Here is a 20018-nt window from a genome sequence, read left to right on the forward strand (position 1 = left end):
CCTTACATTTTCTTCGCCTTGGCGCGGGGCTGCAAATCATCGCATGCTGATGGGGGCAGCAAAACGGGGGATAGAGATGGAGAGCACCCTTAATCTGGTGGTCACGCAGTTCGTGACGCTTTGGGCGGTCTTGGAGCCCATCAGCCATCTCTCCCTGTTCCTCGCCTTCACCTCCGAGATGACCCCCAAGCAGCGCCACAAGGCGGCGCTGCTGGCCTGCTTCTTCGCCTTCCTGATCCTGGTCTTCTTCATGCTGCTGGGTCGGATCCTGCTGAACGCCATGGAGATTTCGGAACTCTCCTTCCGCATCGCCGGCGGGCTGGTCCTGTTCATGTACGCCACCAGCATGATCTTCTCCGAGCCCCACTCCATGAAGGCGCTGGAGATGGACGGGGACAAGCACGTCACCTCGCTCGCCGTCTATCCCCTGGCCATCCCGGTGATCGCCGGGCCGGGCGCGATCCTGACCGTGGTCATCCTGTCGGACAATGACCGCCACATCCTCTCCCAGCAGGCCATCACCATCGGCGTTCTGGCGGCGCTGATGCTGATCCTCATGGTCCTGTTCTGGCTCGGGGACTATGTGGTGAAGGTCATCGGCTCGTCGGGGGCGAACCTGATCCGCCGCATCATGGGCCTGATCCTCGCCGCCCTGTCCGTGGACATCGTGCTGACCGGCATCGCCCGCTGGCTGAGCCTGCCGCCCATCTGAGGGCGGCCCGCTCAACCCGCTCAGTCGTCGGAATAGCGCTGCTCAGCCCAGGGGTCGCCGCGCTCGTGATAGCCGCGCACCTCCCAGAAGCCGAGCGCGTCCTCGGCCAGGAAGGTGATGCGCTTCAGCCACTTGGCGCTCTTCCAGAAATACAGGTGCGGCACCACCAGCCGCGCCGGGCCGCCATGGGCGCGGGTGAGCGGCGCGCCCTCCCAGGCATGGGCGATGAGCGCGTCCGGGGCGGCGAAGTCCGCCAACGGCAGGTTGGTGGTGTAGCCGTCGAAGGATTCCAGCGACACGAAGCGCGCCTCCGGCAGCGGCGCCACCCGCTCCAGAAGATCCTGCGTGCGCACCCCGTCCCATTGGTTGTCGTAGCGCGACCAGGTGGTGACGCAGTGAATGTCGCTGACCTCCCGGCTCTGGGGCAGAGCCAGGAAATCGGTCCAGGCGAGATGGATGGGGTGGGCCACCAGCCCGTCCACGTCCAGGGTCCAGCGCGGGGTGGGCACGTCGGGCTGGAGACCGAGATCCAGCACCGGCCAGTCCCGCACCAGATGCTGGCCCGGCGGCAGGCGCTCGGCCTCCGGCCGCGTGGTGCGGCCGGTGAGGAATTTGTGCTCCTGCGCCCAGCGCTGCTTGGTGGCCGTCAGCTTCGTGGTCGGAACCTGGCTGTCGTCATCCTCGGACATGCTGGCACTCCGCAAGGGGTCTTGATGCTCAGGCGGGAACCCTGCCGCGCGCAAGGTCCGCCTGCACCTCGGCGAGGATTTCATAGGACCGGATGCGCGCCTCGGGATCGTGGATGGCGGACGCCACCATCAATTCGTCGGCCCCGGTGCGCTCCAGGAAGGCGGCGAGCTGCGCGCGCACCGTCTCCCGCGCGCCCACGAAGGAGCAGGCCAGCATGGAGGAGGCATGGGCCTTCTCATGGGGCGACCAATAGGTCTCGATATCGTCGATGGGCCGGGGGAGCAGGCCGCGCGTGCCGCGTACCATATTGGTGAAGGCCTGCTGGGCCGAGGTGAACAGCCGCCGCGCCTCGGCGTCCGTGTCCGCCACCACCACGTTCACACCCACCATGGCATAGGGCGTTTCACGCTGGGCGGAGGGCTCGAAGCGCTCGCGATAGGTGTCCAGCGCCTGCATGAGCGCACCGGGGGCGAAATGGGAGGCGAAGGCATAGGGCAGGCCCAGCATGCCCGCGAGCTGCGCGCCATAGAGGCTGGAGCCGAGAATCCAGAGCGGCACGCGGGTGTTGGTGCCGGGCACCGCGAACACCTTCTGCCCCTCCTGGGGCGGCCCCAGCAGCGCCTGGAGTTCCAGCACGTCCTGCGGGAAGGTGTCGGACGCCTGCGGCTCGCGCCGCATGGCCCGCATGGTGCGCTGGTCGGTGCCGGGCGCGCGGCCGAGGCCGAGATCGATGCGGCCGGGAAACAGGGTGGCGAGGGTGCCGAACTGCTCGGCGATCACCAGGGGCGAATGATTGGGCAGCATGATGCCCCCCGCCCCCACGCGGATCACCTGCGTGCCCGCCGCCACATGGCCGATCACCACCGAGGTGGCGGCCGAGGCGATGCCGATCATGTTGTGGTGCTCGGCCAGCCAGAAGCGCACATAGCCCAGTTGCTCGGCCGCCCGGGCCAGCTCCACCGAGTTGCGCAGGGCATCGGCGGGCGTCCCCCCGTCCGGCACATGGGCGAGGTCGAGGATGGAAAAGGCGGGCATGCGGACGGCTCCTGAAATGTGCCGGCTGATCCTCGCCCCCGCCGGCCCCCCTCAGATTGGGCGCCGTGCCCCCGCGTTCAAGGTCAGCTGTGCTGCTGAAGCCGCTTGAGAAGCGGCAGAAGGCAGGAAAACACCACCGCGGCCCCGAAACCGAGCAGCGCCACCTTCAGATAGACCTCCGCGCAGGCCGCCGCATAGGCCGCCATGGAGGCGTCCGCCCCCGCCGGAACCGCCGCCAGCGTGCCGATCCACCCCGCCGCATAGGCGCCGAAGGAGGTGGAGAGGAACCAGGCGCCGAACATGAGGCCGGTGAGGCTCGGTGGCGAAAGCGCCGTGACCATGGAGAGGCCCACGGGCGACAAAGCCAGCTCCCCGCAGGTGAGCAGCAGGATCGCCGCCGCCATCCAGAGCAGCGAGGCGGGCGTGCCGGAGGAGGACAGATAGGCCGCCGTGGCGATGAGTCCGAAGCAGCCGCTGGCGAACAGCAGGCCCAGCAGGAACTTCACCCCGGTGGAGATGGGCCGCCCCTGCGCCGCGAAGGCCCGCCAGATGCGCGCGAACAGCGGGGCGAGGATCAGGATCATGAAGGGGTTGAAGGAGGTGAACATGGCCGACGGCATCTCGAAGCCGAAGATGTGCCGGTCGATGGCGCGATCCACCAGCAGGAGGACGGGGCCGTCCTTCTGCTTGAACAGGGCCCAGAAGAAGCTGGCGAACAGCACATAGATGAGGATCGCCATCAGGTGCCGGCGATATTCCGGCTCGGCGGTGAAGGCGCGGTAGACCACATAGGCATAGGTGAGCCCGCCGCCCACCAGCATCATCATCTTGGCCCCGTCCGGTTCGGCCAGGAGATAGGTGAGGACCGGCACCGCCAGCAAAGCGGCCACCACCGAGGGCAGCACCATGCGCGGGCGCGGGCAGGCAAGGCTCGCTGCCGCATAATGGCGCGTGCCCCAGGTGAAGACGGCGAGGCCGACCGCCATGCCGATGGCGGCGAGGCCGAAGCCCAGGTGCCAGTCCACCTGCTGGCCCACATAGCCCACGATGAGCGTCGCCAGCAGCGCGCCCACATTGATGCCCATGTAGAAGATGGTGAAACCGCCGTCGCGGCGGGGGTCATCCTTGCCGTAGAGCTGGCCCACCACGGCCGAGACCGAGGATTTGAAGAAGCCCGTGCCCACCACCACGAAGGCCATGCCCGCGAACATGCTGGCGCTGCCGAACGGCAGGGCGAGCACGATATGGCCGATCATGATGATGACGCCGCCGACGATCACCGCCCAGCGGAAGCCCAGCACCCGGTCCGCCAGCGCACCGCCGGCGATGGGGGTGAGGAAGACGAAGGCCGCATAGGCCCCATAGGTGAGGCTGGCGCGCGCATCGGAAAAGCCGAGCACCTTCACCATGTAGAGCACGATGAGGGCCTGCATGCCGTAGAAGCTGAACCGCTCCCACATCTCCGCCGCGAACAGGAAGGTGAGGCCCTTCGGTTGACGCAACGGCACTTCGGACGGAACGGAAACGGCTTCCGCGACACTCATCACTGCCCCCCGGCCGGCCGTGCCACCGCTTGTGCCGCAGCGTGCAGGGCCCTGGAATCAAGCACTTAAGCTCTACCGGGGCCGCTCATGTGTCAATGGTGTGTCTCAGGCGGGCAGCGCCGACAGGGTGACCGTGTCGCCCTCCTGGGCGAAGGCAACCGCAAGGCTGCACTCGCGGGCCAGCATGCCGCAATAATAAGGCTGTATGGCATGGGCATCGAGCCCGTCCGTGGGCATGGCGCCGCCCAGCAGGCCCGGCAGGGCGGCGGGAATGCGCGCGCTCGGCCCGGCGCAGGTGAGCACGAAGCCCACCGCCACGCCGCCCGGCGCGGCCGACGCCGTGATGACGCCGCCCCGGGGAATGGTGGTGCCCGCCAGCAGCGCCAGATTGAGCAGCAGCTTCACGCGGTTCTTGGGCAGCAGCTCGCGCGGCAGCGTCCATTCGATGCGCGTGCGGCTGTCTTCCATCATGCCGCGCACCACGTTCTCGGCATCGCCCAGATCGATGGTGGCGCCCGCGGAGCCCGCCGCCCCGAAGGCGAGGCGGGTGAACTGGAGGCGGGCGGACGCCTGCCGCGCGCTCTTGGCGATCAGGTCGAGGGCAACCTCCCGCATGTCGGCGGAATCCTCGTCCTCCAACACTTCCAGGCCGTTCACGATGGCACCGACGGGACTGATCACGTCGTGGCACACCCGGGAACACAACAGGGCGGCAAGGTCCAGCGCCGAGATGGCGGGAGCGGGGGGCGTATCGGACATGGCGGTCCCTCGGGATCCTGGCTGGCGGCGGGGGCGGATGCGCGTGCCGATTCCCGCATGTTCAGGGAGGCTCGTCTGATATACCGCCCCCCGCCCCGCCACAAGCCGGCACAGGATCTGTGGTTCCGGGGGGCGGGCGGGCGCGTTTGCCAGCCGCCTTTTCTGCGTCACACTCCTTTGTGATTGTCTCCGGCCGATTCGCGGCCCACAGCCCTTGACGTCCTTCTTTGCGAGACGCCGATGACCGCCTCCGCCGCCTTCCGCCTCTCTCTGCTATCGTTGCTCTCAGCCCTGTTGCTGGTTGCGCCCGGGGTGCAGCGCGCGCAGGCGCAGCAGCCGGGCTATGGGCAGCCGCCCGCGCAGCCCGGCTACGGCCAGCCCGCTCCCTATCGCCAACCCGCCGTCACGCCCCAGCCCTACACCACGAACGAACTGGTCTCGAAGGGCCATTCCTTCTTCGGCAGCGTCTCCAAGGGGCTGGCCCTCTCCATCGAGAAGGCGGTCAGCCAGTGGGGCCAGCCCAACGGCTATATTCTCGGCCAGGAAGGCTCCGGCGCCTTCGTGGGCGGCCTGCGCTATGGCGAGGGCACGCTCTATACCCGCAATGCGGGTGACCTGAAGGTGTTCTGGCAGGGCCCCTCGCTGGGCTGGGACTTCGGCGGCGACGGCGCGCGGACCATGATCCTCGTCTACAGCATGCGCACCGTGGACGACATTTTCCGCCGGTTCGGCGGCGTGTCCGGCTCCGCCTATCTGGTGGCGGGCTTCGGCATGACGGCGCTGACGGCGGACAATATCGTCGTGGTGCCCATCCGCTCGGGCGTCGGCGTGCGGCTCGGCGCCAATCTGGGCTATCTGAAATTCACCCCCCAGCCCACCTGGAACCCCTTCTGACCGGGCGGCGACATGCCCTCGCGTCAGGCGGATTTTCCCCGCCAAACCGTTGAGCACAGGTGATTTCGCCGCACCGGCTCCATCCCGCCACGGGCAGGCGCTGCATGCCCTGCTCTAGCCGCCGGACGCACGGCATCGTATGAAGATGCATTCGCAGCCGTTTGAAAGCGCAGGTTCCGCGTGATCGAGCAGATCATGTTCTTCGTCCTCGGCGTCCTGGTGGCGACGCTGGTGGCCCTGACGGTGCTTCCGGCTGTGTGGAACCGCGCCGTGCGCCTCACCACCCGCCGCATCGAGGCCGCCGTCCCGGTCTCCCTGTTCGAGATCCAGGCGGCGAAGGACCAGCAGCGGGCACAGCTCGCCCTCGCCCAGCGGCGCGTCGAAATTCACCGCGACAGGCTGGTGGAGCAGGTGGCGGGCAATGCGGGCGAACTGGAGACACGGCGCCTGCGCATCGTGGAGCTGGAGCGCAGCCTCGCCGACCTCCAGGCGGCGCACGACACGCTCGCCGAACGCCTCGCCATCGAGGAAGCCGCCCACCGGGAGCGCACCGAGGAGCGGGACATCACCCGCACCAATCTGGCCGCCCGCGAGGCGGAGCTGGCGGCACGCACCGGCGAGTTGCAGGACACCCGCGCCGCCCTGGAGCGGACCCGCGGCGACCTCGCCACCCAGACCGCACGCGGCGACACGCTCGACACCGTCCTCGCCGCGCGGGATGCCACCATCGCCGAGCAGGTGGCCGCCATCGCCCATCTGCGCAGCGAAGAGGCCCGCCTCTCCACGGAGCTGGCCGAGGCACTCTCCCGTGGTGCGCAACTGTCCGAGGACCTCGCCACCGAGCGCAAGATGCATGCGGACCTGCGCGCCGCCACGGACGCCGAGCGCACCCACCTGGAAGCCGAGCTTGCCAGGCTTCGCCACGCCCTGGATGCCGCCCGCTCCATGGCGGACCAGCGCGGCGGGCGCATCACCGTTCTGGAGCAGGACCTGACGGAGACGTCGGCGCGCCTTGCCGCCGCCAAGGCCGATCTGCTGGCCACCCAGTCCGTGTCCCGCGCCGCCGAAGCCAAGCGCGCGGAGGAGTTCGCCGCGGCCGAAGCCGATGCGCGGCGGCTGACGGAAGAATTGACCATGGTGCGGGCCGACCATTCCATGATGGAGGGCGCCCTCGCCAAGGCCCGCGCCGAGCGCGATGCGCTGGCCGCGCGGGACAGCGACCTTGCCGTGCTGCGCGAGCGGCTGAGCGACGTGGCCGCCCGCATCCTGGCGCAGGCGGTGCCGAGCGAGCCCGGTTTGCCCGATACCTCGGCTGCGGTGAGCGATCCGCCCTCCCTCGCGGACCGCATCCGTGCCGTGCGGCAGGAGAATGCGGCCACCGAGGCCGCGCTTCCGGCGGCTGAGGCGGTGCCGGCCAAGCTTCCCGCCGGCCGGCGCACCGCCAAGCGCTGAACGCGCCTACCAGCCTTCCAGAACCGCCTTGCCGATGCTGGTGCCGCTTTCCAGCAGCGCATGGGCGCGCTTCAGATTGTCCACGCTGATGATGCCGAGATTGGTGCCGAGCGTGGTCCGCAGCAGCCCCTCGTCCACCATTCCCGCCACATCGGTCAGCAGGCGGTGCTGGGCCGCCATGTCCGGCGTGCCGAACAGCGAGCGGGTGAACATGGATTCCCACACGAAGCTCGCCGCCTTCGGCTTCAGAAGCGTGATGTCCAGCGCGGCGGGATCATCGATCACGCACACCGCGCCCTGAGGCTTCAGCGCCGTGGCGATCTGCGCCCAGTGCACATCGGTCTTGGTGAGGGAGAACACCGCCTCGACACCATCGATGCCGATCGCCTTCAGTTCCTCGGACAGCGGCTTGGAATGGTCGATGACGTGATGGGCGCCCAGTTCCTTCACCCATTGGGCGCTTTCCGGACGCGACGCGGTGGCGACCACGGTCCAGGAGGTAAGGCGCCGGGCAAGCTGCACCGCCATGGAGCCCACGCCGCCCGCCGCGCCGATGATGAGCAGCGTGCCGCCGTCCCCGCCCTTGCCCACCGGCAGGCGCAGGCGGTCGAACAGCCCTTCCCACGCCGTGATGGAGGTGAGCGGCATGGCCGCCGCCTGGGCGAAGTCCAGGGTCCGGGGCTTCGGGCCGACGATGCGCTCGTCCACCGCATGCAGTTCCGCATTGGTGCCCGCGCGCACCACGCTGCCCGCATAGAAGACCGCGTCGCCCGGCTTGAAGAAGGAGGCGTCCGAACCCACCGCCTCGACGATGCCAGCGGCATCCCAGCCCAGGATGACCGGCGCCGCGTCCGTGCCCTGGCGGCGCATGCGCACCTTGGTGTCCACGGGATTGACGGAAATGGCCTTCACGCGGACCAGCAGGTCGCGCGGGGCGGGCTTGGGCTCGGGCGCCTCGAAGGCGAACAGGGACCTCTCGTCCCCGATGGGGAGGGAGGCGGCGTAACCGATGGCTTTCATGACGGGTCTCCGACACGCAGACGATGTCCCTGCATGTCGGATGTAGCCGCCCTCGCGCAAGACGGCACGTTTTGGTCAGGTGGTATCAGGATTGATACGCCTCGACCCGGCCGGGGTTGCGCGCGACATCCTCCAGGAAGAACCCCACCGAGAGCGCCGCGATGGGCGGCTGCCACGCATGGGGGCCGTTATATTCCATATAGGTGAGGTCGTAGCCCGCCTGCTTCAGCAGGTTGGAATGGGCGCGCCCGCTGCGCTCGATGGGGATCTGGGTGTCCTGGACGCCGTGGGACATGAAGACACGCGGCGCGCCTTCCTGGTGGTGCACGGACATGAAGCCCGCCGAGGACACGATGATGTGCGTGACGAAATGCCCGTTGGTGAGGCCCAGCGAGAGGGCATAGGAGCCGCCGTCCGAATGGCCCGCGAAGCAGATATGGCCGGGATCGAGCCGGTAGCGGGCATTCACCTCCGCCAGCGCCAGGTCCAGCCGCTCCCGGTCCGGCCCGTTCCCGGCGATCACGATGTCCCAGGTGGGATGGCGCGATTGGGGCACCAGAAGCAGGAAGCCCTGGGACAAAGCATGCTGCTCCATCATGGGCAGGATTTTCTCCGCATGGCCGCCCCCACCATGGAACAGCACCATGAGGGGCGTCGGGCGCGCGGGGTCTATTCCCTCCGGCACCACCAGCAGCGCGTCGCGCGGCTCGAACAGGCCCAGCGCCGAGCGGCCGGGCGCCAGAGGCGCCTTGGACAGCGGCGCCACATTGGGCACGAAGGTCAGGATTCCCGCCAGGAACGGATCAAGCATCTCTCTCCCCCACGTCTTTTTGGCATACGGTATATGTCGTTGTGTGTCCGGGGAAGCGGGGGAGTGGCGGGAAAGCGCGCGACTGCGTATGTCTTGTGAAGAGTTTTGAAGCGCAGCGTGCCTCCCCGCATGCGCGCGGCGCGGGAGCGGCCATGGCCAGACGGCATGTCACCTACGAATGCTCCGGCTGCCCGGTGGAGGCGGCCATGGAGATCATCGGCGCCAAATGGAAGGGCGGCACGCTCTTCCATCTGCTGGGCGGGGAACGGCGCTTCTCGGAACTGCGCCGCCTGATGCCCAACGTCACCCAGCGCATCCTCTCCAAGGCGCTGCGCGAACTGGAGGCGGACGGCCTCGTGGACCGCACCGTCTATCCCACGGTGCCCCCGCAGGTGGGCTATCGCCTCACCGCCAAGGGCGAGGCGCTGCGCAGCGCGGTCCTGGCCCTGCGCGCCTGGGGCACGGAACATCTGCGCCACCGCGAGGCCGCCACGGGCCTGCGGGACACCGCCGCCCTCCCCCTCGCCGCAGAATGACAACGGATCCATCGGCACCATGAGCGACCCGGATACGCTGCGCATCGCCGTCGCGCAGATCAATGCGGTCATGGGCGACATTTCCGGCAATGCCGCCCGCATCCGCGACATCCTCACCGAGGCCGCCCGCCAGGAGACAGACCTCGTGGTGCTGCCGGAACTCGCCCTGTGCGGCGCCCCGCCCGGCGCGCTGGCGGCGAACGGCGCCTTCCTCGCCGCCTGCCGTGCGGCGCTGGAGGATCTGGCTGGCGCCACCACGGACGGTCCCGCCTGCCTTCTCGGCGCGCCCTGGGCGGATGAAGGCGGCATCGCCAATGCCGCCATCCTGCTTGCGGACGGGGCCATATCGGCGGTGCGCCGCAAGGCTGTCCTGGCGCCGGAGGAGGCCGGCGTGTTCACCGCCGGCCCCATGCCCGGGCCGATTCCGTTCCGCGACACGCGCCTGGGCATCGCCATCGGCACGGACCTGACCACGGGCGATGTCTGCGAATGCCTCGCTGAGACCGGCGCCGACCTGCTGATCGCGCTGGATTGCGCCGCCTATGGGCGCGGGCGGGCGGATGAACGCCTCTCCACGGCGGTAGCGCGCGTGGTGGAGACCGGCCTGCCGCTGCTTTATGTGAATGCCGTGGGCGGCCAGGATGAAGCGGTGTTCGACGGCGCCTCGTTCGCGCTCAATGCCGACCATCGCCTCGCCATGCAGTTTCCCGCCTTCCTGCCACGGGTGCGCATGTCCCTCTGGCGCCGCTTCGAGACCGGCTGGCAATGCGCCGACGCGCCCGCCGCCGAACTCCCCTCGCCCGCCCAGGCGGACTATGCGGCGCTCATGCTGGGCCTGCGCGACTTCGCGGAGAAGAACCGCTTCACCGGCGTGGTGCTGGAATTGACCGACGATGCGCCCACCGCCCTGCTTGCCCTGCTTGCGGTTGACGCGCTGGGCGCCGACCGTGTGCAGGGCCTGAGCTTTCCCGTGGAAGGCGGCGCGCAGGCCTGCGGGGCGGCCGCCGGGTTCGCGGCGGCCCTCGGCATGCGGCACGACGTGCTGCCCCTGGCCGGCGCCGTGGACGCGCTGGAGCGCACCCTCGGCCCGCTGTTCGAGACCACCGTGCCCGACACCACCGAGGACCAGTTGCGCGCCCGGATGCGCGGCGCCTTCGTGGTGGCGGCGGCGGAGAAATTCGGCGCGCTCGCCCTCACCTCCATGACGCGCACCGACCTTCTGGCGGGCACGCCCCATTGCAACGCGGACCTGCGCGCCGGCTTCGCGCCCCTGAAGGACCTGCTGGCGAGCGAGGCGCCCGCCCTCGCCGGGCTGCGCAATGGCTGGAAGCCCGCCGACGCGAAAGGCCCCGGCGGGGAGATCATCCCGGCCCATCTCACCCGCGCACGCGACGACCTCACCGACACCGACGCCCGCCTCGCCCGCTTCGAGGATGCAGGTCCGGGGGACAAAGACGGCGCGCCGCTGGACTGGCTCGCCCGCCGCATCATGATGGCCGAGGGCATGCGCCGCCGCGCGGCCCCCGGCATTCGCCTGACATGGGCACCGAAAGCCCGCCGCTATCCCATAACGAACCGCTTCCCGGAGGAAGGCTGAGGCCATGCACATGACATCCGCGCTTCCCCCCGCGCGCCATCTGGACCCCTCCAGCGACGCCGCCATCGCGGGCAGCGTCACGCCCCTGCCCATCGAGGACGTGGCGGCGCGCCTCGGCATTCCCGCGGACGGCCTCTATCGCTACGGCCCCTATAAGGGGAAGCTCGCCCACGATTACATCCGCACCCTGGAGCCGCGCGCCAACGGCAAGCTGATCCTGGTGACGGCCATCAGCCCCACGCCCGCGGGCGAGGGCAAGACCACCACCACCATCGGCCTCGGCGATGCGCTGGCGCGGCTGGGCGAAAAGACCGCCATCTGCCTGCGCGAGCCGTCCCTCGGCCCGGTCTTCGGCGCCAAGGGCGGCGCCACCGGCGGCGGGCGGGCGCAGATCATCCCCATGCAGGACATCAACCTGCATTTCACGGGCGACCTGCACGCCATCTCGGCCGCCCACAATCTGCTGGCCGCCCTCATCGACAACCACATCTATTGGGGCAATGCGCTGGACCTCGACGCCCGCCGCATCTCCTGGCGGCGCGTGGTGGACCTCAATGACCGGGCGCTCCGGCAGGTGATCGTGGGCCTGGGCGGCCCCGCCAACGGCTTCCCACGCGAGGACGGGTTCGACATCACGGTGGCCAGCGAGGTCATGGCCATCTTCTGCCTCGCCCGCACCCTGGAAGAGCTGGAGGCCCGGCTCTCGCGCATGGTGGTGGGGCAGGCGCGGGACCGGCGCATGGTGGCGGCGGGGGAGCTTAAGGGCATCGGCGCCATGCTGGCGCTGCTGCGCGACGCCTTCCAGCCCAACCTCGTCCAGACCATGGAGCACACGCCCGCCTTCGTGCATGGCGGGCCGTTCGCCAACATCGCCCATGGCTGCAATTCGGTGATCGCCACCCGCGCCGCCCTCAAGCTGGCGGACTACGTGGTGACGGAAGCCGGGTTCGGGGCGGATCTGGGCGCGGAGAAGTTCCTGGACATCAAGTGCCGCCAGGCGGGCCTCGCGCCCGACGCCGCCGTGGTGGTGGCCACCGTGCGCGCGCTGAAGATGCATGGCGGCGTGCCGGTGAAGCAACTGGGGGGCGAGAACCTGGAGGCCGTGCGCCTCGGCACCGCCAATCTCCTGCGCCATGTGGAGAATATGCGCAAGTTCGGCCTGCCGGTGGTGGTGGCGCTGAACCGCTTCCTCACCGACACCCCCGCCGAGATCGACGCCGTGACGGCGGCGCTCAGCCAGATGGGCGTGCGGGTCCATGTCTGCGCCCATTGGGCCGAAGGCGGGGCCGGCGCGCTGGCGCTGGCGGAGGATGTGCGGGCCATGTGCGCCAAGCCCTCCTCCTTCCACACCCTCTATCCCGACGCCATGCCGCTGAAGGAGAAGATCGAGACCATCGCCCGCGAGATCTACCGCGCAGGCGAGGTGACCTTCACCGGCGCGGCGACGGCGCGGCTGAAAGAGCTGGAGGCGGCGGGCTTCGGCCATCTGCCGGTCTGCATGGCCAAGACCCAATACAGCTTCTCCGCCGACCCCACCCTGCGCGGCGCGCCGGAAGGCCATGTGCTGCCCGTGCGCGAGGTGCGGCTCTCCGCGGGCGCCGGCTTCGTGGTGGCGCTCACGGGCGATGTCATGACCATGCCCGGCCTTCCCTCCGTCCCGGCGGCGGAAGGCATGTTCGTGGACCCGGAGGGGGTCATCGGCGGCCTGTCGTGAAAGCGGAGCTGGCGTTGCCGCAATGCGTCAAACGCAATTGACGCAGCGCCCACGCCGCGCTTCGCTGCGCCCTCGGCTCGATATTGAAAATGGCGCGAGGGCCGCGCAGTGGAGGAGCATATGTCGCAAGCTGCCATCGTGGGCTGGTCCCACTCCCCGTTCGGAAAGCTGGAGGATGCGGACACCGAGGCCCTGATGGCCCGTGTGGCGGGCTCCGCGCTGGAGCATGCCGGCATCGAGGCCGGCGATGTGGACGGGGTGTTCGTGGGCGTGTTCAACGCGGGCTTCCAGAAGCAGGACTTCCAGGGCGCCCTGCCCGCTCTGTCGGTTCCGGGCCTTGCCTATACCCCCGCCGTGCGCGTGGAGAATGCCTGCGCCACCGGCTCGGCCGCCATCCATACGGCGATCAACTTCATCGAGAGCGGCCAGGGCAAGATCGCCCTCGTGGTGGGCGCCGAGAAGATGACCGCAAAGCCCACCGCCGAGGTGGGCGACATCCTGCTGAACGCCTCCTACCGCAAGGAAGAGGCCGACATCGAGGGCGGCTTCGCGGGCGTGTTCGGCCGCCTCGCCCAGACCTATTTCCAGCGCTATGGCGATCGTTCCGAGGAACTGGCCCATATCGCCGCCAAGAACCACAAGAACGGCGTGTCGAACCCTTATGCGCAGATGCGCAAGGATTTCGGCTTCGACTTCTGCAACACCATCTCCGAGAAGAACCCCTATGTGGCCGGGCCGCTGCGGCGCACCGACTGCTCGCTGGTCTCGGACGGAGCCGCCGCTTTGGTGATCGCCGCCCCGGACGTGGCCGAGACCCTGGCCCGTGCTATCGCCTTCCGCGCGCGCGCGCAGGCCAACGACATCCTGCCGCTGTCGCGCCGCGACCCCATCGCCTTCGAGGGCGCGCGCCGCGCCTGGGCCAAGGCCCTGGAGCTGGGTGGCCTCACCATCGACGACCTCAGCCTCGTGGAAACCCACGACTGCTTCACCATCGCCGAGCTGATCGAATATGAGGCCATGGGCCTCGCCAAGCCCGGCGAAGGCTACAAGGTGGTGCGCGAGGGCGTGACGCGGAAGGACGGGCGGCTGCCGGTCAATGCCTCCGGCGGCCTGAAGGCCAAGGGCCACCCCATCGGCGCCACGGGCGTTTCCATGCATGTGCTGTGCGCCATGCAGCTCATGGGCGAGGCCGGCGACATGCAGATCGACGGCGCGAAGCTGGCGGGCGTGTTCAACATGGGCGGCGCGGCGGTCGCCAATTATGTGAGCGTGCTCGAACGGGTGAAGTGAGCGTCACGCCCCAGAAACAGAAATGCCCGGGCAAAGCCCGGGCATTTTGCGTTTCGGCAGCCGAGACGGCCGGAAATCAGCCCTTCGAGCCGCGCTCGATGGCTTCGCTGACCAGCTTCAGCGCCTCGTTCACGTCGCCCCAGCGCAGGATCTTGACCCACTTATTGGGCTCCAGGTCCTTGTAGTGCGTGAAGAAGTGCTCGATCTGCTGGAGCGTGATGTCCGGCAGGTCGGTGTAGTTCTTCACATTGTCATAGCGCTTGGTGAGCTTCGGGCCGGGCACCGCGATGATCTTCTCGTCCTCGCCGCCCTCGTCCTCCATCACCAGCACGCCCACGGGGCGCACGCTGATGACCGCGCCGGGAATGATCGGGCGGGTATTGGCGATGAGCACGTCGCAGGGATCGCCGTCGCCGGACAGGGTGTGCGGGATGAAGCCGTAATTCCCCGGATAGCGCATGGGGGTATACAGGAAGCGGTCCACAAAAAGGGTACCGGACTCCTTGTCGAGCTCATACTTGATCGGCTCCCCGCCGATCGGAACCTCGATCACCACATTCACTTCGTGGGGGGGATTTTTGCCGATCTTGATCGCGTCGATGAGCATGTCACCACTCACTTGAAACCTCGGAACGCGCCGCGCGACTTCCGTCGCTGCAACGCAGCGCGGCTACCGCTGCCAAGCGAAAGCGATCTTGTCCAGAGTTTTCGTGCCAAACCGCTCCGTGGAGGCTGCGACCCGTTGCCCGCCGAGCGCCTGATAGAAGCCCACGGCGCCCTCATTATCCTTGAGCGCCCAGACCACGAGGCCGCTGAGCCGCGCCAAAGAGAGGTCGCGCCGGGCGGAGGCGAACAGGCGCTGGCCGAAGCCCAGCCCCTGATAGACGGGCTTCAGATAGATCTCGTAAATCTCGCCGCCATACGGCAGGGCCTTGGCGCGGTTGCCGCCGTAATTGGCGTAGCCCACCACCTCGTCCCCGGCGATGAGCAGCGAGACGCGGCTGCCGCGCCGGATGGCCTGCTCCCACCATTGGGAGCCGCGTCGCTCCACCATGCGCTCCAGCTCCAACCCGGGAATCACCCCGCGATAAGCTGCGCGCCAGGCGGCGTCGTGCACGTCCGCCACCGCAAATGCATCCTGCGGTCTTGCGCGGCGGATCTCTATGAGTCCAGTGCCCATGGGCGAATGGAAGCAAACATGCGGGCCGCCATCAAGCCTTTTGGTGCACTCACCCACCGGGTCGTGATGCCAAGCGGGCCTGCCCGCGCCAACCCCTTGAGGCGTCGTGCAATCGGCGGTCTTTCCTGGCGGGCGCGCCATGCTAAAAGAAGCCTCCCGCCTCCCGCGGCGCACCATGGCTCGCGAAAAGATGATCCGCTTCCTGTTCCGCTTCCTGGGCTTCTGGATTCTCGCCGGCGGCTTCATTGCCCTGGTGGTGGACGGCACGCGCTCCATCGCCGCCTCGGAACTGGTGGTGACCCCCGCCCGCACCGCCTGGACCTCGCTGTCGCCGTCCAGCCTGGAGGCCACGCGCGCGGCGATCTCCAACATGGCGCCCTGGGCCTGGGCGGATCTGGTGGGGCCGCTCCTCGACCTGCCGCTGTTCGTCCTGCTGGCCGCCCTGGGGCTCGTCCTGATGGCCATCGGCAATGTGCGGCGCCGCTCGCGCTACCAGGTGAGCTGACCCCCTCTCGCATCCGCGCCCCTTCATCCCCATATTGGGGCGGAGCCGAGCGAGCCGGCTCGGGAGCGCAGCGCTCCCGCAAGTGCTTTCCACGCGATGATGCGCCGACGACCCGGGGTTCCGGCCCCCGGCAGGCGCGCGAGGAGTGCGACGCCATGTTCTGGTTGAAGAAGTCCATCGACCTGCCCACCGCCGCCGAGGCCCTGCCCGGCCGCGCCGAGGCCCTGCCCACCGCCGCCACCCATTTCATCAATGGGGCGCCCCTGAAGGCCCCCTACCCTGCGGGCGCGGAAAGCGTTGTGTTCGCGCTCGGCTGCTTCTGGGGCGCGGAGCGCAAGTTCTGGCAGGTGCCCGGCGTGATCGTGACCGCCGTCGGCTATCTGGCGGGTCATACGCCCAACGCCACCTATGAGGAGGTCTGCTCGGGCCGCACCGGCCATACGGAAGGCGTGCTCGTTGTCTATGACCCCGCCAAGGTGAGCTTCGCGGAGTTGCTGCGGGTGTTCTGGGAAAGCCACGATCCCACCCAGGGCATGCGCCAGGGCAATGACGTGGGCACGCAATACCGCTCCGGCATCTATCTGCCCGAGGGCGCCCGGCAGGACGAGGCGTGCGCCTCCAAGGTGGCTTATGAGGCGGCGCTGAAGGCGAAGGGGTTCGGCCCCATCACCACGGAGATTTCCGAGGGCGGCCCCTTCTATTTCGCGGAAGCCTATCACCAGCAATATCTGGGCAAGAATCCCGCCGGCTATTGCGGGCTCGGCGGCACCGGCGTCGCCTGCCCCATCGGGGTGGGCGTGAAGGCAGCCGAATAGGCCGGACTTTCCTCGCGGGAAGCAGGGACGGCGGGCGGAAGCGCCCGCCGTTTTTCTTTGGCGGCGCATTGATCCCGGCACGGAAAGGGACGCATAGAGGGAACCGCCTGGGGCCGATCCAGCGGGCCGGTTGCTTCACCCTGCCCGGAACAGGCCCCATGCGCCGCGAACGCCTCATGAGGACCGCCATGGCCAGCGCTTATGTCATCGCCGCCCCGCAGATCCCCACCCTCGCCGTCGAGGGCACGGACGCGCTCTTTCCCGTGCACCGCATCTATTGCGTGGGCCGCAACTTCGCCGACCATGCCATCGAGATGGGGCATGACCCCTCCCGCGAGCCGCCCTTCTTCTTCCAGAAGAACCCCGACAATCTGGTGCCGAACGGCGCCACCATTCCCTATCCCAAGCGCTCCAGCGACGTGCATTACGAGATCGAGCTGGTGGTGGCGCTGAAGGAAGGCGGGGAGAATATCCCGGTCGAGACGGCGCTGGACCATGTCTATGGCTATGGCGTCGGCATCGACCTGACCCGCCGCGACCTGCAGGGCGAGGCGAAGAAGCTCGGCCGCCCTTGGGAAGTGGGCAAGGCGTTCGAGCAGTCCGCCCCCGCCACGTCCCTGGTGCCCGCCGCCAAGATCGGCCACCCGGCCGCCGGCCGCATCTGGCTGTCGGTGAACGGCGCCCTGAAGCAGGAAGGCGACCTGAACCAGATGATCTGGAAGGTGCCCGAGATGATCGCCGAGCTTTCCACCCTGTTCCGCCTCATGCCCGGCGACCTGATCTTCGCAGGCACCCCCGCCGGCGTCGGCCCGCTCAAGTCCGGCGACGTGCTGGACGGCGGCGTGGATGGGGTCGCGAACCTGAAGGTGACCATCGGCTGAGCGCCGAAGCGGGCGGCCCGCCGCCCGCTTCCCGGCTCACGGCGTGACAGGCTTGTATCTGTACATCTCACTGTACATATAATGGTGAGAGAGACGGAGGACGAGATGCAGGTCCTGACCTACACGGACGCGCGCGCGAAGCTGAAGGATGTGATGGACAGCGTGGTGGATGACCACGAGGAGGTCATCGTCACCCGCAAGAATGGCAAGCCTGTCGTCATGGTGTCCCTGGACACCTGGAATGCCATTCAGGAGACCATGCACCTGCTCTCGACGCCGGCCAATGCGCGGGCGCTGCGGGACTCCATCGCCCAGCTCGATGCGGGCGGCGGGGCCGTGCGTGAGTTGAAGGAGCCGTGAAGCTCGTCTTCTCGGACCTCGCCTGGGAGCAATATACCGGCTGGATCACGGCCGATCCCATCCTGCTCGACAAGCTGAACGGACTGATCCGGGACTGCATGCGCACGCCCTTTCACGGCACGGGAAAGCCCGAGCCGCTGAAAGGAGATCTGGCCGGCTGGTGGTCGCGCCGCCTCAGCCAGGAACACCGTCTGGTCTACCGTGTGAGCGGCAAAGGCGATGATCAGCGTCTTGAGATCGCCCAATGCCGCTTCCCCTATTGAAGCCGGCACAGCGACAACAGCCGCTCAATCCCGCAATTGGGTTGGCACACCCATCAGCGGGCCGGCCTCGGCGAGTTTCCGGTCGAGCGTCTGCACACACGCCCCACTCTCCGATGCGACCGCGAGGTGGAGCGCATCCCCGGCCCGAAGGCCGATCATGTGCTGGTCCACATAGCCGGCCGCCATCCGGAAATGCGCGCCCGTCACCGGGAGAATGGTGAAGCTCTCGGCCACAAGCCTGTTGAACATGGCGAGCGCAGATGCGCGCTGTTCCAGGCTGATCTGCGCCGTCCGCAGCTTGATCGCCAGGGCGGACGACATTTCGGTGATCGACCAGTCGCTGATCACGAGATCAGCCGGATCCTGCTCCGACAGCCACGCCTGAACGCGGGGCGTCGCCGCCTCATTGGTCAGGGCGGCAACGAGGACCGACGTGTCGAGATAGAGCATCAATAGCGATCGCCGTCGCGCATGGACCGCACGAGATCGGCTGCGCTCTGGGATTGCGGGGGCATGGCCTGCGTCAGCCCATTGAGCATGGCGGCATCAATCGGCTTGCGCGGACGATCCACCGCCGTCAGCCGGGCCACCGGCTTTCCCCGGCGGGTGATGTCGATGGAATCGCCCGCTTCGACGCGGTCGATGAGTTCGCTCAGATGGGCCTTGGCATCGGCGAGGCTGACGGCATCCATGGGGCACTCCTGACCCTGGCGCTCCTGACCATATAGATAGTCATATAGCCCGCCGACCTTACGCGCGCCAGAGCCTCAGTCCACATCCTCCACCTGCCCCGGGCCGCCGCCATAGGCGCGCTGGGCCAGAGCGGCTTCCATGAAGGGATCGAGGTCGCCGTCCAGAACCTCCTGCGGCGTGCCGGACTGGACGCCGGTGCGCAGGTCCTTCACCAACTGATAGGGCTGGAGCACATAGGAGCGGATCTGGTGGCCCCAGCCGATATCCGTGCGCGCCGCCTGCTCGGCGGCGGCGGCGGCCTCGCGCTTCTTCAGCTCCGCCTCGTACAGCTTGGCGCGCAGCATGTTCCAGGCGGTGGCCCGGTTCTTGTGCTGGGAGCGGTCGCCCTGGGAGACCACCGCGATGCCCGTGGGGATATGGGTGAGGCGCACCGCCGATTCGGTCTTGTTGACGTGCTGACCACCCGCGCCGCCGGAGCGCATGGTGTCCACGCGCACGTCGCTCTCGTTGATCTCCACCACGATGCGGTCGTCGATGACCGGATAGACGTCCACGGAGGCGAAAGAGGTCTGGCGGCGGGCGTTGGAATCGAAAGGCGAGATGCGCACGAGGCGATGCACGCCCGCCTCGGTCTTCAGCCAGCCATAGGCATTATGGCCCTTCACGAGCACGGTGGCGCCCTTGATGCCCGCCTGCTCGCCCTGGCTCTCGTCCACCAGTTCCACCTTGAAGCCGTGCCGCTCGGCCCAGCGGGTGTACATGCGCAGCAGCATCTCCGCCCAGTCCTGGCTGTCGGTGCCGCCCGCACCCGCATGAACTTCCAGATAGCTGTCGTTGGAATCCGCCTCGCCCGAGAGCAGCGCATCCACCTCGCGGCGGGCCAGTTCGCCCTTCAGGCTATCAAGCGCGGCGGCGGCCTCGGAGATGACGCCCTCGTCGCCTTCCGCCTCGCCCAGCTCGATCAGCTCCACATTATCAGCGAGGTCCTGCGTGATGCGGTCGATGGCGCCCAGCGCGTCCTCCAGAGAGGTGCGCTCCTGCATGATCTTCTGCGCACGCTCCGGCTCGTCCCAGAGGCTCGGATCCTCGGCGATGGCGTTCAGCTCCGCCAGGCGGCGGCGGGAGCGGTCCACGTTGAGGTGCTGGCGCAGCAGATCAACGGAAGCGTTGATCTCCTCGACCTTGGCGGCGAGTTCCGCGCGCATGCTGTTGTGTCTCTCGTTAAAGGCCGCGGAAAATAGCGGGGGGAATCAGGCGTGTAAACCGG

The 20018-nt window shown here is 68.5% G+C and carries 23 protein-coding genes; 12 read left to right on the forward strand and 11 right to left on the reverse strand.

Annotated elements, in window-relative coordinates:
• Positions 1–76 precede the first annotated feature (76 nt).
• The gene (locus tag EJJ38_RS12010; protein WP_164738486.1) at positions 77–712 is read left to right on the forward strand and encodes a MarC family protein; all 636 of its coding nucleotides are present in this window, start codon (positions 77–79) and stop codon (positions 710–712) included.
• Between the two features lie 20 nt (positions 713–732).
• Here EJJ38_RS12010 and EJJ38_RS12015 read toward each other — a convergent pair whose 3' ends face one another.
• The 4 genes from EJJ38_RS12015 to chpT all read right to left on the reverse strand — a co-directional run bounded on the left by EJJ38_RS12015 (position 733) and on the right by chpT (position 4740).
• Entirely contained in the window at positions 733–1401 is a 669-nt protein-coding gene (locus EJJ38_RS12015) for a sulfite oxidase-like oxidoreductase (RefSeq protein WP_127090391.1), read from the reverse strand.
• Positions 1402–1429: 28 nt separating this feature from the next.
• The gene (locus EJJ38_RS12020) at positions 1430–2437 is read right to left on the reverse strand and encodes an LLM class flavin-dependent oxidoreductase (protein ID WP_127090392.1); all 1008 of its coding nucleotides are present in this window, start codon (positions 2435–2437) and stop codon (positions 1430–1432) included.
• A gap of 83 nt (positions 2438–2520) precedes the next feature.
• Positions 2521–3981 carry a peptide MFS transporter gene (locus EJJ38_RS12025; RefSeq protein ID WP_127090393.1) on the reverse strand — a complete coding sequence of 487 codons (1461 nt, stop codon included), beginning with the start codon at positions 3979–3981 and terminating at the stop codon, positions 2521–2523.
• A 105-nt stretch (positions 3982–4086) separates the two neighbouring features.
• Positions 4087–4740, reverse strand: coding sequence for a histidine phosphotransferase ChpT (chpT, locus tag EJJ38_RS12030; protein WP_127090394.1), 654 nt, complete (start codon positions 4738–4740; stop codon positions 4087–4089).
• Between the two features lie 240 nt (positions 4741–4980).
• Between chpT and EJJ38_RS12035 the strand changes: the two genes are divergently transcribed.
• Together EJJ38_RS12035 and EJJ38_RS12040 are read left to right on the forward strand one after the other, a co-directional pair.
• Positions 4981–5634 (forward strand): DUF1134 domain-containing protein, encoded by a 654-nt coding sequence (locus EJJ38_RS12035; protein WP_127090395.1) that lies wholly within the window; start codon positions 4981–4983, stop codon positions 5632–5634.
• A gap of 180 nt (positions 5635–5814) precedes the next feature.
• Positions 5815–7086, forward strand: a complete 1272-nt coding sequence (locus EJJ38_RS12040; RefSeq protein ID WP_127090396.1) for a coiled-coil domain-containing protein — start codon at positions 5815–5817, stop codon at positions 7084–7086.
• 6 nt (positions 7087–7092) lie between these two features.
• Here EJJ38_RS12040 and EJJ38_RS12045 read toward each other — a convergent pair whose 3' ends face one another.
• Both EJJ38_RS12045 and EJJ38_RS12050 read right to left on the reverse strand, forming a co-directional pair.
• The gene (locus EJJ38_RS12045; protein WP_127090397.1) at positions 7093–8106 is read right to left on the reverse strand and encodes a zinc-binding alcohol dehydrogenase family protein; all 1014 of its coding nucleotides are present in this window, start codon (positions 8104–8106) and stop codon (positions 7093–7095) included.
• An 85-nt stretch (positions 8107–8191) separates the two neighbouring features.
• Complete coding sequence (locus tag EJJ38_RS12050) at positions 8192–8917, reverse strand: alpha/beta hydrolase (RefSeq protein WP_127090398.1); 726 nt, start codon at positions 8915–8917, stop codon at positions 8192–8194.
• Positions 8918–9069: 152 nt separating this feature from the next.
• On the opposite strand from EJJ38_RS12050, the gene EJJ38_RS12055 reads away from it, so the two are divergent.
• The 4 genes from EJJ38_RS12055 to EJJ38_RS12070 all read left to right on the forward strand — a co-directional run bounded on the left by EJJ38_RS12055 (position 9070) and on the right by EJJ38_RS12070 (position 14054).
• Positions 9070–9453 (forward strand): winged helix-turn-helix transcriptional regulator, encoded by a 384-nt coding sequence (locus EJJ38_RS12055; protein ID WP_127090399.1) that lies wholly within the window; start codon positions 9070–9072, stop codon positions 9451–9453.
• Positions 9454–9472: 19 nt separating this feature from the next.
• A complete protein-coding gene (locus EJJ38_RS12060) occupies positions 9473–11050 on the forward strand; it encodes a nitrilase-related carbon-nitrogen hydrolase (protein WP_127090400.1) in 1578 nt (525 codons plus the stop codon).
• Positions 11051–11054: 4 nt separating this feature from the next.
• Positions 11055–12764: a formate--tetrahydrofolate ligase gene (locus EJJ38_RS12065; protein WP_420836884.1), complete on the forward strand. Its 1710-nt coding sequence runs from the start codon at positions 11055–11057 to the stop codon at positions 12762–12764.
• A gap of 120 nt (positions 12765–12884) precedes the next feature.
• Complete coding sequence (locus EJJ38_RS12070) at positions 12885–14054, forward strand: acetyl-CoA acetyltransferase (protein WP_127090401.1); 1170 nt, start codon at positions 12885–12887, stop codon at positions 14052–14054.
• Positions 14055–14130: 76 nt separating this feature from the next.
• Here the strand turns inward: EJJ38_RS12070 and ppa are convergent, their stop codons facing one another.
• The gene (gene ppa / locus EJJ38_RS12075) at positions 14131–14661 is read right to left on the reverse strand and encodes an inorganic diphosphatase (protein ID WP_127090402.1); all 531 of its coding nucleotides are present in this window, start codon (positions 14659–14661) and stop codon (positions 14131–14133) included.
• A gap of 63 nt (positions 14662–14724) precedes the next feature.
• Positions 14725–15234, reverse strand: coding sequence for a GNAT family N-acetyltransferase (locus EJJ38_RS12080; protein ID WP_127090403.1), 510 nt, complete (start codon positions 15232–15234; stop codon positions 14725–14727).
• 175 nt (positions 15235–15409) lie between these two features.
• On the opposite strand from EJJ38_RS12080, the gene EJJ38_RS12085 reads away from it, so the two are divergent.
• The 5 genes from EJJ38_RS12085 to EJJ38_RS12105 all read left to right on the forward strand — a co-directional run bounded on the left by EJJ38_RS12085 (position 15410) and on the right by EJJ38_RS12105 (position 18058).
• Positions 15410–15739, forward strand: coding sequence for a hypothetical protein (locus EJJ38_RS12085; RefSeq protein WP_245454223.1), 330 nt, complete (start codon positions 15410–15412; stop codon positions 15737–15739).
• A gap of 155 nt (positions 15740–15894) precedes the next feature.
• Positions 15895–16554, forward strand: a complete 660-nt coding sequence (gene msrA, locus EJJ38_RS12090; protein WP_127090404.1) for a peptide-methionine (S)-S-oxide reductase MsrA — start codon at positions 15895–15897, stop codon at positions 16552–16554.
• 188 nt (positions 16555–16742) lie between these two features.
• Entirely contained in the window at positions 16743–17435 is a 693-nt protein-coding gene (locus EJJ38_RS12095) for a fumarylacetoacetate hydrolase family protein (RefSeq protein ID WP_127090405.1), read from the forward strand.
• A gap of 105 nt (positions 17436–17540) precedes the next feature.
• Positions 17541–17795: a type II toxin-antitoxin system Phd/YefM family antitoxin gene (locus EJJ38_RS12100; RefSeq protein WP_127090406.1), complete on the forward strand. Its 255-nt coding sequence runs from the start codon at positions 17541–17543 to the stop codon at positions 17793–17795.
• Complete coding sequence (locus EJJ38_RS12105; RefSeq protein ID WP_127090407.1) at positions 17792–18058, forward strand: Txe/YoeB family addiction module toxin; 267 nt, start codon at positions 17792–17794, stop codon at positions 18056–18058. The genes EJJ38_RS12100 and EJJ38_RS12105 overlap by 4 nt, the downstream gene beginning before the upstream one ends.
• Before the next feature lie 24 nt (positions 18059–18082).
• On the opposite strand, the gene EJJ38_RS12110 is transcribed toward EJJ38_RS12105, so the two are convergent.
• The 3 genes from EJJ38_RS12110 to prfB form a co-directional block, all read right to left on the reverse strand.
• Positions 18083–18508, reverse strand: coding sequence for a type II toxin-antitoxin system VapC family toxin (locus tag EJJ38_RS12110; RefSeq protein WP_127090408.1), 426 nt, complete (start codon positions 18506–18508; stop codon positions 18083–18085).
• Positions 18508–18750, reverse strand: a complete 243-nt coding sequence (locus tag EJJ38_RS12115) for a type II toxin-antitoxin system Phd/YefM family antitoxin (RefSeq protein WP_127090409.1) — start codon at positions 18748–18750, stop codon at positions 18508–18510. The genes EJJ38_RS12110 and EJJ38_RS12115 overlap by 1 nt, the downstream gene beginning before the upstream one ends.
• Before the next feature lie 75 nt (positions 18751–18825).
• On the reverse strand, positions 18826–19956 hold the full coding sequence (gene prfB, locus EJJ38_RS12120) for a peptide chain release factor 2 (RefSeq protein ID WP_127090410.1): 1131 nt from the start codon (positions 19954–19956) through the stop codon (positions 18826–18828).
• Positions 19957–20018: the final 62 nt, after the last annotated feature.

The organism is Aquabacter cavernae (assembly GCF_003993795.1).
Classification (GTDB): domain Bacteria; phylum Pseudomonadota; class Alphaproteobacteria; order Rhizobiales; family Xanthobacteraceae; genus Aquabacter; species Aquabacter cavernae.